Annotated in this window: 16 protein-coding genes; 14 read left to right on the forward strand and 2 right to left on the reverse strand. The window is 42.9% G+C overall.

Going from position 1 to position 16500, the window contains the following annotated elements; all coding sequences use genetic code 11:
• Positions 1-82: 82 nt before the first annotated feature.
• Both AUO94_RS12760 and lexA read left to right on the forward strand, forming a co-directional pair.
• Entirely contained in the window at positions 83-586 is a 504-nt protein-coding gene (locus AUO94_RS12760) for a DUF6241 domain-containing protein (protein ID WP_058384573.1), read from the forward strand.
• Positions 587-808: 222 nt separating this feature from the next.
• A complete protein-coding gene (lexA, locus tag AUO94_RS12765; RefSeq protein WP_058384574.1) occupies positions 809-3241 on the forward strand; it encodes a transcriptional repressor LexA in 2433 nt (810 codons plus the stop codon).
• Between the two features lie 54 nt (positions 3242-3295).
• Here lexA and AUO94_RS12770 read toward each other — a convergent pair whose 3' ends face one another.
• Entirely contained in the window at positions 3296-4120 is an 825-nt protein-coding gene (locus tag AUO94_RS12770; protein ID WP_058384575.1) for an aldo/keto reductase, read from the reverse strand.
• Between the two features lie 143 nt (positions 4121-4263).
• Positions 4264-4398 (reverse strand): hypothetical protein, encoded by a 135-nt coding sequence (locus AUO94_RS17710; protein WP_257721242.1) that lies wholly within the window; start codon positions 4396-4398, stop codon positions 4264-4266.
• 268 nt (positions 4399-4666) lie between these two features.
• Here AUO94_RS17710 and AUO94_RS12775 point away from each other — a divergent pair, with 268 nt between their 5' ends.
• From AUO94_RS12775 to AUO94_RS12825, 12 genes are all read left to right on the forward strand, one after another.
• Complete coding sequence (locus AUO94_RS12775) at positions 4667-4930, forward strand: hypothetical protein (protein ID WP_058384576.1); 264 nt, start codon at positions 4667-4669, stop codon at positions 4928-4930.
• Between the two features lie 163 nt (positions 4931-5093).
• Complete coding sequence (locus tag AUO94_RS12780) at positions 5094-6830, forward strand: DNA/RNA non-specific endonuclease (RefSeq protein ID WP_058384577.1); 1737 nt, start codon at positions 5094-5096, stop codon at positions 6828-6830.
• A gap of 2 nt (positions 6831-6832) precedes the next feature.
• Positions 6833-7624 (forward strand): ABC transporter ATP-binding protein, encoded by a 792-nt coding sequence (locus AUO94_RS12785; RefSeq protein WP_058386856.1) that lies wholly within the window; start codon positions 6833-6835, stop codon positions 7622-7624.
• Between the two features lie 32 nt (positions 7625-7656).
• On the forward strand, positions 7657-7911 hold the full coding sequence (locus AUO94_RS17455; RefSeq protein ID WP_169793180.1) for a hypothetical protein: 255 nt from the start codon (positions 7657-7659) through the stop codon (positions 7909-7911).
• Between the two features lie 218 nt (positions 7912-8129).
• Entirely contained in the window at positions 8130-8309 is a 180-nt protein-coding gene (locus AUO94_RS12790) for a hypothetical protein (RefSeq protein WP_058384578.1), read from the forward strand.
• Complete coding sequence (locus AUO94_RS12795) at positions 8306-9715, forward strand: amidase (protein WP_058384579.1); 1410 nt, start codon at positions 8306-8308, stop codon at positions 9713-9715. The genes AUO94_RS12790 and AUO94_RS12795 overlap by 4 nt, the downstream gene beginning before the upstream one ends.
• A gap of 342 nt (positions 9716-10057) precedes the next feature.
• Positions 10058-10996, forward strand: coding sequence for an acetamidase/formamidase family protein (locus AUO94_RS12800; RefSeq protein WP_058384580.1), 939 nt, complete (start codon positions 10058-10060; stop codon positions 10994-10996).
• Between the two features lie 171 nt (positions 10997-11167).
• Positions 11168-12172, forward strand: coding sequence for a GNAT family N-acetyltransferase (locus tag AUO94_RS12805; RefSeq protein WP_058384581.1), 1005 nt, complete (start codon positions 11168-11170; stop codon positions 12170-12172).
• Positions 12173-12208: 36 nt separating this feature from the next.
• Positions 12209-13198 (forward strand): GNAT family N-acetyltransferase, encoded by a 990-nt coding sequence (locus tag AUO94_RS12810; RefSeq protein ID WP_058384582.1) that lies wholly within the window; start codon positions 12209-12211, stop codon positions 13196-13198.
• 181 nt (positions 13199-13379) lie between these two features.
• Positions 13380-14306, forward strand: a complete 927-nt coding sequence (locus AUO94_RS12815) for a hypothetical protein (RefSeq protein WP_237150122.1) — start codon at positions 13380-13382, stop codon at positions 14304-14306.
• An 86-nt stretch (positions 14307-14392) separates the two neighbouring features.
• Positions 14393-15148, forward strand: coding sequence for an SDR family NAD(P)-dependent oxidoreductase (locus AUO94_RS12820; RefSeq protein ID WP_058384584.1), 756 nt, complete (start codon positions 14393-14395; stop codon positions 15146-15148).
• Positions 15149-15561: 413 nt separating this feature from the next.
• Positions 15562-16467, forward strand: coding sequence for a N(5)-(carboxyethyl)ornithine synthase (locus tag AUO94_RS12825; RefSeq protein WP_058384585.1), 906 nt, complete (start codon positions 15562-15564; stop codon positions 16465-16467).
• Positions 16468-16500: the final 33 nt, after the last annotated feature.

Genomic DNA, 16500 nt, shown 5'->3' on the forward strand with positions numbered 1-16500 from the left:
TGCCGAACCGTGCTACATAATAAAAAATAGGAGTATAGTCACGACCGGAACAAATAAGAAATAGAGTAAGGAGTTGCAAAAAATGAAATTAATTTTGAAAACAATCGCAGTAAGCGTCGCGGTATTGGCATTACTAGCAGCTGGAGGTTATTACTTTATCACGAAGCACTCCTCAGGTGGCAAAGAAATTCAACAAGTCGCAGAGAAAATCGAAGAGCGCCAAAGTCAATCGACTGAAAAAGCGGGCAATAAAGACAGCGAAGCAGACATGGAAGAAAGAGAAGTGCAGATTCACCTCCATCAAATGACGCATCAAAAAGTCGTCGATAAGGAAAAAAACGGTGCTGTCGAAATGACAGATGAAAATATTGAAGGCCTACTAACAATCGTAAACGCCAATAAACACTATTATGAGAATGGCGATTACTACGAACAAACCTTAATTTCTTGGCAGCAAGATGATTTTTCCACTATCGTGAGTGCTCACAATACGGTTTGGAGTTGGTACAGCGGCACCGCGGGTAGAGCAACAGGGCGACTGAGTGCAGAGGAAGAACAACAGTTTATTGAGAAAAATTTTAGGTAATCGGAATTTACAACCATAACTTTAAAAATAACCGCAATCAACTGGAGAGTAACTTATCTATAGGCAGAAAATGCTGTTCCTTAATATATTGAGGGACAGCATTTTTTTCAACATGATGACGAATCAAGAGATAGCGTTTGTTTGACTTGAAATAGTTTTTGCTATTATGATTCAATATTCTTATAATATAGGTAGAAGTTGTAAAATCGAGGAGGTAGTGCTGTGAAGCTGAATATGGAACAACGTCGCATTGTTGAACTAGAACCATCAGGACCCATGCTCGTAAAAGGAGTAGCGGGATCAGGCAAGACGACCGTTGCGATTCGGAGAATCCATTTTTTGATGGATCATTATTGTCACGAAGAAAATGATAAAATTCTACTAGTTACTTACAACAAAACCTTACTTTATTATATTAAGCATCAGTATGAGCGTATGGCTGAAAAAGAACTGCAAGAAGCCGAACGTTTTTTCTCATCAGATGCAGAAGTAGAAATAACAACAATTGATAGCTTGATGTATAAAGAGTTTAGGAAATATCAAAAACGTATGGGCAAAAAGCTTGAAATCGCTCCTAATGATCAAATTCACAAACTAATGGTGCAAGCCATACACGAAGTGAAAAAAGCGTACCCTGAAGTTAAACTGCTGTTGCCAAAAAACAGTAAATTCCTATTAGACGAAATAGAATGGATCTATTCTTGTTCAATGGTGGATCTTGAGACGTATCAATCGGTAGATCGAATTGGCCGTGCTTCAGGAAACAGCGGAACGCCACAAAAATTATTGAAAAATTCGCAAACCCGTGAAGCTATTTATGAAGTCATGACAGTGTTTGGTCAATTGCTTGAAAGAGCAGGACTGACAACGTTCAAACAAATGAACCTCTATGCGTTAGCAGAATTACGCTTGGGTGCTGCTGGACGATACACGCATATTATTATTGACGAAAGTCAGGATTTAACGCGCGTTCAGCTGGAATTTCTAAAAGAGTTATACAAAGAAAAGGAATATTCTTCGCTCATGTTTGTTGCAGATAACACGCAAAGCATTTATCCGCAGTCTTGGCTCGGGAAAGGACGTCCGTTTACGACCATTGGCTTTGATATGAGCGGGAAATCACGTACATTGAGCAAGAATTACCGAACGACAACGGAAATTTCGACAGCGGCTTTCAATTTGATTGAAGCGGATGAAAGCATCCAGTCGAATGTCGATTTTGTGAAACCGGCATTGATTGACCGCCACGGGCATCCGCCGATTTATCGATTCTTTTTAACGCCTCAACAGCAGGTCCATTTTCTAGCAGAGGAAATCGCATTGCTAAAAAATGATTACGCCTTATCCGAGATATGCATTGTGGCGCGAGGAAAGCGAAATATTGAAAGTGCAGCTATCGATTTAGAGCAGGTCGGCATCCCTTGTGAAATTTTGCAAAGTAACGATCCGGATTTTGAATCCGATAAAGTAAAACTCGTAACAATGCATTCGATTAAAGGGTTGGAATTCAAGGTGATTTTCCTAATCGATTTAAACAGTGGATTGATTCCACAGGATTTGTATGCAGATGCTGAAGATCAAAAAACAGTCGAATCAGATGAACGAAAATTGCTGTATGTAGGCATGACACGAGCAAACGAGCTTCTGTATATGTCTTCAGTAAAAAAACCATCTAGCTTTGTCAAAGAAATTCAACGAAATCATTTACGAATGAAAAAAGATGCATCTCTCCGGCCATTTGAATCAATCAGTATGACAGAATACCAGATGACGGATCGACTTGTTGATATCCATGCGAAAGAAGAAATTACTCGTCAATGGCTCATCCGAGAGTTGCAAGAGACGTATGGCTATCCGTATGAACTGATGGAACTGGAATTTCCTGTTCAGCAGTTTTCCAGAAAAGGGTATTGTGACATTGCGGTACAGGTTTACACAGGAGAAGAAGCAAGGCCTTACATTCTTGCGGAAGTCAAACGTTTTGGCAGCGGAATCGAAGACGCCATCAAGCAGCTGACAAGTTATATGGAAGCCGATAGTCGCGCTTTTTACGGCATTGCGACCGATGGGCTTGAAGTCAAAATAATCGATCGAAAAGGTGAAGAAGTACAAGATTTGCCGAAATGCCGTGCCCAATTCTTACCAGATACGAAAAGTCGGCGTATCTATAAGAATCTTAAAAATGGCAGACAATACAATTATGCAGAAGATCGTGATTCGCCAGGACAAATTGAAGTAAGTGAAGCTGGGCAAGAAGTGCTCACGCAAGTACATGAAACTGTGGCAGTCCCACTGATTGGGAACGTTGCGGCTGGCTTGCCAATTTTAGCGACTGAATCCTACGAAACATTTCATACGTTGCCACGTGAATGGCTAGTATCTCCAACTGAAACGTTTTCATTAACAGTGACAGGAGACAGCATGAACGGCGCTGGCATCGACAAAGGAGACGTCGTCTTTGTTCATCAGCAAAATAATGCTGCTAACGGCGACATCGTTATAGCCGTTATCGATGGCGAAGCGACCATGAAAAAATACATGCCAATGGGCAGTGAAATCATCCTGGTGTCCGAAAATCCAAGCTATGAACCAATTATTATGCGAAGTGAAGATGTCTTCATTAACGGCAGAGTGATCGGTGTGCTAAAACAATAAGCAGCAAGCATATAAAAAGCCGCCTCTTCAATCGCTGAAGAGGCGGCTTTCTAGTTAACGACTATTCATTTCATTGGGATGCGGACCATTGCGACGTTCTTTGTTTAACGCGTCGATCGCCGCCATTTCGTCTTCTGTTAACTCGAAATCAAACACATCAAAGTTTTCTTCAATGCGCGATGGAGTAACAGATTTCGGAATGGCGATGGTGTTGTTCTGCAAATGCCAACGCAACACAACTTGAGCGGGTGATTTGTCTTTTGACTCCGCAATGTTGACTACGGTAGGATCCTTCAGCACATCGCCCCCTTGTTCAAGCGGACTCCAAGCTTCTAAGAAAATATCATGCTTGGCACAAAATTCTTTTAAGTCCTTTTGCGCCAAGTAGGGATGACACTCCACTTGGTTCAATACTGGTGGAACGTCGCATTCGTCCAGCAATCGCTGCAAATGCTCAATTTCAAAGTTACAAACGCCAATCGCTTTTACACGGCCATCGTTATACAACTTTTCTAATGCTTTATACGTTTCAACATAATGATCAAACTCCGGAGTCGGCCAGTGAATCAAGTATAAATCCACATAATCAAGACCCAGACGCTCTAAACTTTCATCGAATGCACGCAAGGTATTGTCGTATCCTTGATCGCTGTTCCACACTTTGGTCGTGATAAACAAGTCTTCGCGCGGCACCTTGGTGTCTTTTAAGGCGTTCCCCACACCGATTTCATTTGTATAAATCATGGCAGTATCAATTGACGTATAACCCGTCTCTAATGCTTTGGCAACGACTTTTGTCGCCTCGTCATTTTCTACTTGCCAAACACCAAAGCCTAGCTGTGGCATTTTCAATCCATTATTCAATGTAATAAAATCCATTGTGCATAGCCCCTTTTTATGTAGATTCCGTTGCAGTAACTATATACCCGAAGCTTCGGAAAGCTAAGCATCCCAAGTTCAGGAAAGCGCCCTGGCACTTTCCTGAACTTGGGCATTCTAAAGGTTTTTATGGGAGGAATTGGTCATACTGTCGGATTGAGAGCAAATACTGTCCAAATTAGAAAAATACTGTCGAAAAAGCGCCCTATACTGTCCGTATCGCCAAAATACTGTCCGCTCAACGATACAAGCAATCCAGCAACAAGCAAGTCTAGCATCTCAGCTAGCGGAAAGCGCGCTTTCCATGGGCTTGCATCGCTAATTCTTTTCGTTTTTTTTGGTGTAATCTGGGAATACTGTCCGAATCAGTTGAAATACTGTCGGATTTGACGCGAATACTGTCCGTTCAAGCCGGAATACTGTCCAAATCTGAAAAATACTGTCCAACCCCAAATCTAACACCTCAATTCCACTTTCTCTAAAAAAGAGTATCTCTTTGCACACCGGGTAAAGTACAAGCAACTACACATTCAGGAGGAATGCACGATGACAAATAATTCACAACACAAGAAAGACGATCACGACTCCACGTTTGATAAAATCGTCGAGAAAACAAGCGAGATGCTGAGTGGTAGCGATGAAGGCTGGGAGTCTGACGGTCAGAACGGCAGCCGTGAAGTCGGCGAAGAACATCAACCGACGCCGGACGAAAGCACAGGAGATGTTCCGACAGAAGACAAAGTGGTTCGTGATTCAAAAACGGGTGAAAAGACCATGATTAAGAATGACAATAAAAAATGGACACGTTAACTGGACTTGAAAACCCGCTCCATCCAATGGAACGGGTTTTCTCTATTCACATGTGATAAACTTTTTACAAAGTAAAAAAATAGAATATTTAATTTTATTTAGAAAATAGAACTAGTAAGCACAAATCATAATTTCTTTAGGAATCGGAAGGAGCTGGAGGAAGATGACTGACAAAATGAAACAAATTCAACAAGAAGCGTTGCAACGCTATTTGAAATTCGAAAAAGAGCGGGAAACAGAAAGCTTTACTGCGGCGTCGACAGAGAAAATGATGACGCGGTCGAGTATTATCAATCATCACGACAATTTGGCGATTGAACGCATTATCAACAAAAGCGACTTGTTTCCGATTGCGCATTTACAGGCGGGACTCGACGTTAGTAAAGCAGTATGCCGCATCGCCATTCGTGGCAAAAACGGACAGCTTGAAGGCTACGGTACGGGATTTCTTGTGTCGCCGAATTTATTGCTGACAAACAATCATGTACTGGAAACGGCAGAATCAGCGATGTATGCAGTGGCTGAATTTAATTATCAAGACGATGTCCATTTTATGCCGCTTGAAATCATTAGTTTCAGACTGGATCCTCGCCTGTTTTTCATCACCAATGAAGCGCTTGATTTTACGCTGGTTGCAGTGGAACCGAATAATTCAAACGCGGTACCGTTGTCGAATTTCGGCTATTTGCCGCTGCTGCCAAAGCCAGGGAAAATTCTTGAAGGTGAGTACGTCACCATTATCCAACATCCAAACGGGGGGCCAAAAGCAATTACCATTCGTGAAAACGAAGTCAAGTTCATTTCTTCTGATTTTGTTCAGTATGTCAGCGACACAGAACCCGGTTCGTCTGGCTCACCTGTTTTTAATGACCAGTGGATGGTCGTCTCGCTGCACCACGCCGGAATTCCCGACCCGAACGACAACAACGTCTGGATTGCCAATGAAGGCATTCGCATCAGTTCGATTATTCAACATCTCAGTGACAAGCGGGGCGGAATAGAAAACGAGGAGTCGCGTAAACTACTAGATCAGTTGCTTTCAGTGGTTATGCCGGGATCAACGGCCACACCGATGGAAGTAGGGGTGCTGGACGCCGATTGGTATGCTGGTGCAACAGGTTATAACCCCGCATTTTTAGGCGAAAGATTCACTGTAGCGTTGCCTGGTTTAAGTGACGCCATGCTAGCAGACGTAGCGAAAACGACAGATGGTAAGCTCGAACTGGATTATACGCATTTCTCGATTGCGATGAGTCAGTCGCGGCGTCTTGCTTTTTTCACAGCCGTTAACATCGATGGCAATCAACTCGTAGACGTCAAACGAAGCAGAGACCGCTGGTATTTTGATCCACGTATTGATGAATCGTATCAACTCGGCAATGATTTTTACCAATCAAATGATATTGACCGTGGCCATTTGGTGCGTCGACGCGATCCAAACTGGGGCATTGATGCCGTAAAAGCCAATGAGCACACGTTCCATTTTACCAATAGCTCTCCGCAGCATAAAAATTTCAATCAAAAAGTATGGCTTGATTTAGAGGATTACCTGCTCGATAATGCGCGCGATCACGACATGAAAGTGTCGATTTTTACAGGACCGGTGTTCCGTGACAGCGACCGGATTTACCGAGGTGCAAAAATTCCAAGCCAGTTTTGGAAAGTGGCTGTAATGGTGAAAGACGATACAGAGCTATCAGCAACGGCTTATGTGCAAACACAAGAAGATTTGATTGGCGGTAATTTGGAATTTGTCTACGGAAAATTCGAAACGTATCAAGTGCCGATCGAACAAATTGAAAAACTGACAGGACTGAATTTTGGTGAGCTGCAAAAAGCTGATCCACTAGCAGCGGGGCAAGTAGCTTTAGTCCAGAGCCGTGAGGACATTCGTTTATGAAAATGATGGTGGAACTCGAAGGCGTAACGCGTCGCAGAGATGACAAACTGCTGTTGGACGGAGTAGATTGGCAAGTCCAACGAGGCGAGCACTGGGTGTTATACGGCTTGAACGGTGCCGGTAAAACCTCGTTATTGGATTTAATCAATGCCTATTTTTTCCCGACACAAGGAAAAGTCACCGTGCTCGGCCTAGAGTTCGGTAAGACTTATCTGGCGGAAAAATTGCGCAGCCGAATCGGTTTTGTGTCAGCGTCTGTTCAGCAAAAGTTGCCGACTCATGATAATGCTTACGAAGTGGTGTTAAGCGGAGCGTTTGCTTCACTTGGTCTTTACCAGGAAACGACAGAAGCAATCGATCAACAAGGTGTCGATATTCTCCAAGAACTCGGCTGCCTTGAGTATGCCAATCGACATTATCACTCGCTGTCGCAAGGTGAAAAGCAACGCGTGCTAATTGGTCGCGCGTTAATGGCGAATCCTGAGTTACTCATTCTCGATGAGCCAACTGCCGGACTCGATTTTATCGCACGCGAAGAACTGCTTGAGTCGATCGCGGCCATCGCTAAAAAACCAAATGGCCCGACCATCATTTACGTTACGCATCATATAGAAGAAATTTTACCGGAATTTAAAAAAATCCTGTTGCTTAAAGCGGGCCGCGTCTTCGCTTCTGGAGATACCCAAAAACTCGTCACCAGTGAACAACTTAGCGCATTTTTTGAACTGCCGGTAAACGTCATGTGGAATGATGGACGTCCTTTGCTATCAAAAGCCAGAAGTAACAACGACTGAATGGCTAAGGGCAAGGTTCCAAGCCAAACTGCTTGGAACCGACCAATACATGCGTTCGGCGTCAAGGTTTTAGCGGAAAGCGCAGTGCGCTTTCCTTTTTTTTAGGTAATTGGATGGGGTTTGAGGCTTTGGACAGTAATGCACTCGATCTGGACAGTATTTTCGTTTATTGGACAGTATTTGGAGCGATTTGGACAGTATTTAACTCGAATCTGACAGTATATCCATTTAACTGGGAAAAGGCGATCGAAATGAAAAAAATATTCGAAATCAAAACGAATAACTAGGTAAATGGCAATTCCTTCTTGTCATGATGAACATATCGAGTTTGCTAGACGCTACCCGTTATAAAGACCTTGTCGGCGAAAAGAACATTCTAGCTAGTAAGGTTTTCATTTTGCGAATCGTTCTAAAAAGACTGAACTATCTGTGAACTGTGTTAAACTTTCGGTAGACAGCTAAGATTCTCAGACGTTTTAAAATCATCCAAATGGGGGGACTTTCGATGGTAGAGGGCATTCACAAGATTTTAGAAGAGCGGGGAATTCGAGTACCGGAGGAACATCAGGAAATGCTGGTGCAGCAGATGCAAGCTGTACAAAAGTTACGGGAAACAGTAGACAGCTCGAAGTTAAAAGATTTTGATATGGCACTGACACATGTACCAGGAGGTGAGCGTCCATGAATAACGAGTTAGCAGCACAATCGATTGGAGAACTGGCACCTAAATTGCGCGACAAGCAGCTATCACCTGTTGAATTAACAGAAGCAGTCTTAGCGAATGTGGATGCTCGTAACAAAGACATCAATGCTTTTATTGTTGTTCAAAAAGAGCAAGCACTGGAATCTGCGAGACAAGCAGAACAAGAAATCCAAAGCGGTAATTACCGCGGTTTTTTGCATGGGATTCCAATGGCATTGAAAGACATTCTGTATTTTAAAGATGAACCGGCGACGATGGGTTCAAAAATCCACGAAGGGTTTGTTGCTGATTTTGATGCGACCGTGGTTTCAAAACTCAAGATGTCCGGTGTGACGTTTCACGGCAAACTCAATATGCATGAGTATGCGTGGGGCGCAACGACGACCAATCCGCATTATGGTGCTTGTCGAAATCCTTGGGATCTCAACCAAATTCCAGGCGGCTCGAGTGGTGGCTCAGGTGCTGCGGTGGCTGCAGACATGGCCATTGCCTCACTCGGAACCGATACCGGTGGATCAATTCGGATTCCGGCGGCGAGTTGTGGCATCATTGGCTTAAAGCCGACCCATGGCCGCATTAGCAAGTATGGTTGTTTTCCGTTAGCTTGGAGCCTTGATCACATTGGCCCCATGACAAAAACCGTTTTTGATGCGGCGCTGTTACTAGAAGTGCTCGGTGGTTACGACCCGAAAGATCCCACTTCGGTTGACCGGCCAACGCAAAATTATTCTGGTTTATTGAATGAAGACGTCAACGGATTAGTCATCGGTATTGAAGAAGGTTATTTTTTCAAAAATGTCGATAGCCGTGTTGATGAAGCTGTCCGAAATGCGTTGCAACAGCTAGAAAAGCTAGGCGCACGGATCGAAATTGTTCAAATTCCGTCATTGGCACAAGCAGAATTCGCGGAACTGGTGACCATTACGACCGAAGCGAGCGCCGTCCATCATGACAATCTCGTCAAACAGCCGGAGAAATTTGGGGAGGATGTTCGCTTTTTGTTAGAAGTAGGCGAGCTCATGTCGGGTGTTGACTACGTACAGTCCCAGCAAATTCGCCGCAAGCTAAATCTCGAATTTGCCGCGGCATTTGAAAAAGTGGATGTGCTCATTTCACCGACTTTGCCTTTTTTGCCACCGTCGATTGGTGACAGCATGGTCAATATTAACGGTCAGTCATTGAGTTTCTTGGATGAAGTGATTCGTTTTACGGGACCAGGCAATTTGACAGGATTACCCGCACTCAGTATTCCGTGCGGTGTTCGTGACGGATTACCAATTGGCCTGCAAATTATGGGTCCTGCGTTTCAAGAAGAAAAAGTTCTCAACGTCGCCTATGCCCTCGAGAAGCTGGAGCTAATGAAAGGCCAGAAGCCAAATTTGACGTAATTCATTGAGTGCGAAACCTGAAGTTATGAGGGGGATCAACCAATCTCCTAGCCATGAAATAAAAGCTATTATGCGCAAAAGTAGTTTAGCCCCCAGTAAATTTGTGTGGAAAGCGCAAACTTTTGTTTGCCATTTTGCGGGTAATCAAACGGATTTTAGAGCGTTGGACAGTATTTCACTTGTTTTGGACAGTATTTTCATTTATCGGACAGTATTTGGAGCGATTCGGACAGTATTTCACTCCAATCGGACAGTATATCCATTTAACTGGGAAATCTAGTAGAGAATACACGCGCTATAGCAGCTCCAAATACAACTTTGACCAAAGAAAGGATATCCTATATGACCACTACCCATCAATTTCCAGAAGACCGCGTTCATTATACGTGGGACAAAGACCCGCAGCCCGTACTCACGATCAACAGCGGCGATCAAGTGGAATTTTCCACACGCGAAGTGGCTGATGATCAATTCAATAAAGACTCCGTGACAGAAGACATTGCTAGACTCGACTGGGCAAGAGTGTATCCACTCGCGGGACCCGTCGAAATTCGAGATGCCGAACCCGGAGATACGCTGGAAATTGAGATCGTCAAGCTGGTTCCTGGAAGCTGGGGCTGGATGTCGATTCTGCCGGGACTTGGTTTATTGCCTGAAGAGTTTCCGGAAGCCTACTTACGAACTTTTGATTTGAGTGACGGGCAATTCATCCATTTTAACGACAACATCAAAGTGCCGATTACACCATTTCTCGGCACGATGGGCGTTGGACCCCAAAATGCGGAAGGGCAAGCCATTATGCCGCCTGGCACATTTGGTGGCAATATGGACACGCGGCATTTAACTGTGGGCACGAAATTGTATTTGCCTGTGCAAGTAGCGGGGGCGATGTTCAGCTGTGGGGACGCTCATGCGGCACAAGGAGACGGTGAAGTTTGCGTCAGTGCTGTGGAATGTCCGATGCAGGCATCGTTAAAATTCCGATTGATTAAAGGCAAGACAATTCCAGCACCGCAGTTTCAAACAGCTGGCGCACTGACGCCAAAAGTCGACCACAAAGGATTTTACGGCACAACAGGAGTGGGACCTGATTTGATGGAAGCTGCGCGCGACGCTATCCGCGCGATGGTGGAACACATTTCTGAGAATTACGAAATGGATCCCAAAGATGCCTACTTGCTGTCAAGCGCCTGTGTCGACCTTAAAATCTCCGAAATCGTCGATGCGGGGCAATACATCGTTAGTGCGCTATTACCACTCGCTGTGTTTACAGAGGAATAGCCTAAAACGCTGCCAAATTCGGTGGCGTTTTTTAATACACAAATTTAAAAAGATTTCTTAATTATCTGTATTATTAGTTAACTAGGTGGTAAAATGAGAACAGCATCCTTAGTAACTGGGAAAATGAAATAAATTCCAGAAACAATTTTCAGTAAGAAAGAGGGCCTCTAAATGAACGATATTTATTTTAACAAAGAGTATGGCCGTTTATATGAAAAAATTGAAAAAGGTGAATGCCAAGAGTTTATTTTTGAACATATGTTAGGAAAGATACAGCATTTGTTTATCAAGTGTGAAATTCCACACAAATTAACTGGTCAGGTGTTTTATGATTTGGTGACACCTTATGGCTATGGAGGTCCAAGAATTGTTAGCGGCGAAAATAGAAACAAGGTAGCATTGGTAAGTGCTTTTGAAGAAGAATTTGCAAAGTATTGCGCTAACCACCACATTGTTTCCGAATCGGTTCGTTTTCATCCAGTTATCAAAAATCATCTAGACTTTGAATCGTGCTACGAACTGAACTTCAGGCGTCAGACGATTCAAACGAGACTGGCAGGCATCGATGATCCGATTCTTACGGAATATTCGGCTTCTTGTAGAAGAGATATTCGTCACGGTTTAAAAGCTGGCGTCACGTATCGCATCATCGAACATCCGAAAAATTTAGAGGATTTCAAGAAACTTTATTATTCCACAATGCAACGCAATGCTGCAAAGACGATCTATTATTTTAATGATGAGTACTTTCAGCAATGCATAGACCGGTTGAGTGATTATTTGGTAGTCGTTGAAGTGACGTACGAAGAACAAATTATCGGCATGAGTTTAAATTTTGTCGGTGACTCGTTTATTCACGTCCATCTCACAGGTACATGCCAGAAGTTTCATCAGCTGGCGCCGGCTTATATTCTTCAATATGCTCTTGCGTTGTGGGGAAAAGAGCAAGGCAAAGAATTAATTCATCACGGCGGTGGTCGGACGAAAGACATGGATGACAAGCTGTATCTTTTTAAAAAGAAATTTGGACGGCGCTCAGAATTGACGTATTTTATAGGTCGCAAAATCTGGAATAGAGCGGTTTATGAACAACTGTGCTACATAAATAACGCATCAACGGGCAGCGACCAGTTTCCTGCATACCGTAGCTCGGGATCACCAGTACCTGTCTATTAGTTCAAAAAAACGCAAGTCGATTTAGGAGGAGAGCATATGGCCACTGTCATGCCAGATATTTATTTTTTGCCTGAATGGGGCAAATTTTTCGAAACAAAAGAACAAGATGGCAAAGTCCATTTTTTTGAAATAAACAATGAATTAGGCCATATTTTTTATCAATTTATCGTTCGTCCAACACCGGTACAAATAGAAGAAGAGACGTATTACGATATCATTACGCCGTATGGTTTTAGCGGACCCATCATTCTATCAGGTGACCTAGAAAATAAACCCCAGCTTATAAATCTTTTTGAGAAAGAATTTGGCGACTATTGTGACGAACACCGAATCGTTACGGAATATGTTCGCTTTAGTCCATGGTTAAAAAACCGATTGGATTTCGAATCGCTTTACGAATTTCGAGACAATGGACATGTGTTGTATATCGATTTAAGGGAAGAAGATTTTTTTATGCAACAATTTGCTTCTGTTACAAGAGGACAAGTCAGAAAAGCTTTAAAAAAAGATGTAGAAATTGAATTCGATTTTACTGGTGAACATGTTGAAGAATTTCACCGTTTGTACATGCTGACAGTTAAAAAAAATCAAATCGAACCGTATTATTTATTTTCAATAGAATCTCTTCGCAGCTCTTTTGAAAAATTTGGAGGGAGCCAATTTCTGTTGTTTGCGAAGCACCAAGGACAGTATATTTCGGCTACATTTGTACTTCACCACGGAGAGTACGCTCATTATCATTTAACAGCGAATGACCCGGAATACTCATCGCTATCCGGCAATAGTCTCATCGTATATGAACTTTGCCGCTGGGCAGTCGAGCATGACAAGAAGGAAGTTCATCTTGGAGGTGCGCCTAACGAAAATCTCTACCGTTTTAAGCGGAATTTCACCAAAGCAGAGCCACTCGAATTATTGATGGGAAAGAAAATCCATAACCAGCAAGCTTATGACCAATTGGTCGAAGCCAAGCGTCAAAATGGCGGCATAGAACTTCCCGGTTATTTTCCGTTATACCGAGGATGATATGCGAGGTACGGTTTAGTGACTGAGGTGCGGAAAATACGCTGCGAGGTGCGGAAATGGTTGATTGAGGTGCGGTGTTGACCATTTGAGGTGCGGAAACTAGCATAAAAGGTGCGGTCAGACATAAATGCAGAAGATGAAAGGGCGATCTAATATGAGAGAACTAGGCGGATACTTTGGCATGGAGAAGTTAATCCACGATGAATTTTATAGCGAGTTGCTGGCGTTAAATAGCGGCAGTAACGCATTGTTGTATTTATTGAAAGCACGTGACATGAAAAAACTCTACATCCCCTATTATTTATGCGACTCGGTTAGTAATCTGTTGACTAAATACGGCTATGAATATGAGTATTATTCTGTTGACGCACAGTTTCAACCGATTTTTGACAAGCCGTTGCTGCAAGGGGAGTATTTGTATGTCGTTAATTTGTATGGCCAAGTCACACAAGAAAAAACGCGTGCGCTAAAAACACGCTACGACCAACTGATTTTAGATCATAGTCAGGCTTTTTTCCAGAAGCCAATAAAAGGCGTCGATACGATTTACTCTTGCCGCAAATACTTTGGCGTGCCGGACGGTGCTTATTTAGCGACGGACGTCGTACTAGCAGAAACACTCCAGCAGGACGTTTCAAAAGACCGCATGACACACGTACTTGGTCGCCTTGAGGGAACAGCTAGCGACTATTACGCAGATTTTCGCAGCAGTAACGACAAACTTTCTGAAGCACCGCTCCGGACGATGTCAAAACTCACAGGCAACATTATGGGCGCTGTCGATTATGAACAGGCCAATCGACTACGAAATGAAAACTATGCCTACCTAGACAAACAATTGGGACAAGAAAATTTGCTGAAACTAACAATGCCAGAAGGGGCTTTTGCTTATCCACTCTTAGTAGAAGATGGTGTCGCCAGTAGAAGTAGACTCGCCAAGCAGAAAATTTACATTCCGTTGTTGTGGCCAAATGTTCTCGATGACTGTCCAGAAGGAAGTACCGAATACCAATACGCTGCCAACATCCTGCCACTGCCTTGCGATCAGCGCTATACTGTAGAGGACATGGCGTATTTGGTGGACATGATGAAAAAGCAATTGGTTTAACTGAGAGAAAGAACATGCAAATAGTTTAAAGGTAATTAGTTTAGTGTTAAACTAGTTGCGATAAACTAATTAAGGAGCTGTTCGGATTGAATAAATTACAAGACAAAGTAGTCATTATCACCGGTGGAGCTGGAGGAATTGGCGGAGGAATGGCAAAAGCAATGGTTAAAGAAGGCGCAATTGTCGTTGTTGTCGATTTAAACGAAGAAACAGGTAAAGCGATGGAGCAAGAGTTGCAGGCAATTTCTCCAAAGTCTATGTTCTTAAAAGCCAACTTGATGGAACGTGACAAACTAAGTGGCATTATTGATACTGTAATTGAGAAATACGGTAAGCTAAATGTCTTAGTGAACAATGCGCATGCCTCTAAACAAAAGTTAATTGAAGACACTACGCAAGAAGATATTGATTTATCATTTGGTACTGGCTTTTATCCGACATTTTACCTGATGCAAGCAGCACTTCCTTACTTAAAAGAAACGAAAGGAAGTATTATTAATTTTGCCTCAGGAGCTGGTTTAGAAGGTCATGCAACACAAGTGGCTTATGTAGCTGCTAAAGAAGCCATACGGGGGATCTCGCGTGTCGCTGCAAACGAGTGGGGGCAATTTGGCATTAATGTCAATGTGATTAGCCCAGTAGCTGACTCACCGGGTGTACGGGAATGGGCCAAAGCGCAACCTGAATACTATGAAAGAGTGAAAAACAACATTCCACTCGGCCGGTTTGGCGATTTGGAACATGATATTGGACCGATTGCTGTATTCTTAGCTTCGGAAGATTCCAAATACATGACGGGACAAACATTGATGGCCGATGGTGGTTCCATTATGTTGCATTAATTAAGCACACTAGAGCGTTGAAACCTTGTTGGTTTTCAACGCTTTTTTTGTTGAATCGAATAAAAAAGAACAACCAAGGGCTAGAAAATAACTGTCTTTGCGGTAGTTACTTTGCGTCGCGGATCAACTGTGAACACGTTTGATCTTTATTTTTAATTCGTGTTACACAATACTTATAATGTTCCCGAAATATGGTATGATGCTGAGTAGGTCAGCTTTACGGAAAAGATATAAATATACAAATTTGCTCGGCAATTTTTGACTATTGTCCGGGCACTTCTATATGAACTGTCGATTATTTGCAGATCAGTATTTACTTTATTTCATCAATTGGAGGTTTTCTTATTACTACTATAGGATTTGTTATTAGTCATAAAAACAACGAAAAACGAAGAGCGCTTTTACCGAAGGACATGCCGAATATCAAAAATATCGAGCAATTGTTTTTTGAAGTGGGTTACGGTGACGCACTTGGCTATGCAGATGCGGAATATGCAGTTTCTGGTGCACAATTTGTATCGCGTGAAGAAGTACTAAAATGTGACGCCATTGTCGACGTAAAATTAGGCAACGCAGATTATTTTGATCAATTATCACCTGGGAAATTATTGATTGGCTGGGCTCATGCAGTTCAAGATATCGCTTTTACAGATTCTGTACTTGCGGGAGACCACACCGTCATTGCTTGGGAAGAAATGTTCGAAGACGGACGTTATATTTTCTATCGCAACCGTGAAGTAGCAGGAGAAGCTGCTATTTTACAAGCTTACCAATATTGCGGCAAAATGCCGTACGAAACGAAAGTAGCGGTTCTCGGTAATGGTCACACGACTAAAGGCGTACTGCGCATTCTTCATGGTTTAGGTGCCGATGTCGATGTATATGGCCGTAAGCTCGAGTCGTTGTTTATGAAAAATATGGGCAATTACGATGTTCTTGTTAACTGTGTTATGTGGGACACCAATCGTACCGATCGCATTATTTACAAAGAAGATTTAGTGCGTCTTAAAAAGGGCGCAATGATCGTGGACGTTAGCTGTGATCCAAACATGGAAATCGAGACATCGCGTCCATCGACGATTGATGATCCCGTTTATACAGTGGATGGCATCATCCATTACACAGTAGACAACACGCCGGCGATGTTCCCACATACCGTTACTAAAGTATTGAGCGAAGGGTTTTCGCCGATGGTTGATAACTTTATCGAAGGCAACTGGACAGAGATGATTCAAAAATCGATGGTGATTGAAAAAGGCCATATTCTTGATCGTCACATTCGAGAGTTTAGAGAAGCTAGAAATCTATTAGTGAAGTAAAAGAAAAAGAGTCTCAACCGACAGCAATTGTCG

Origin of the sequence: Planococcus kocurii (assembly GCF_001465835.2) — a bacterium.
GTDB lineage: Bacteria > Bacillota > Bacilli > Bacillales_A > Planococcaceae > Planococcus > Planococcus kocurii.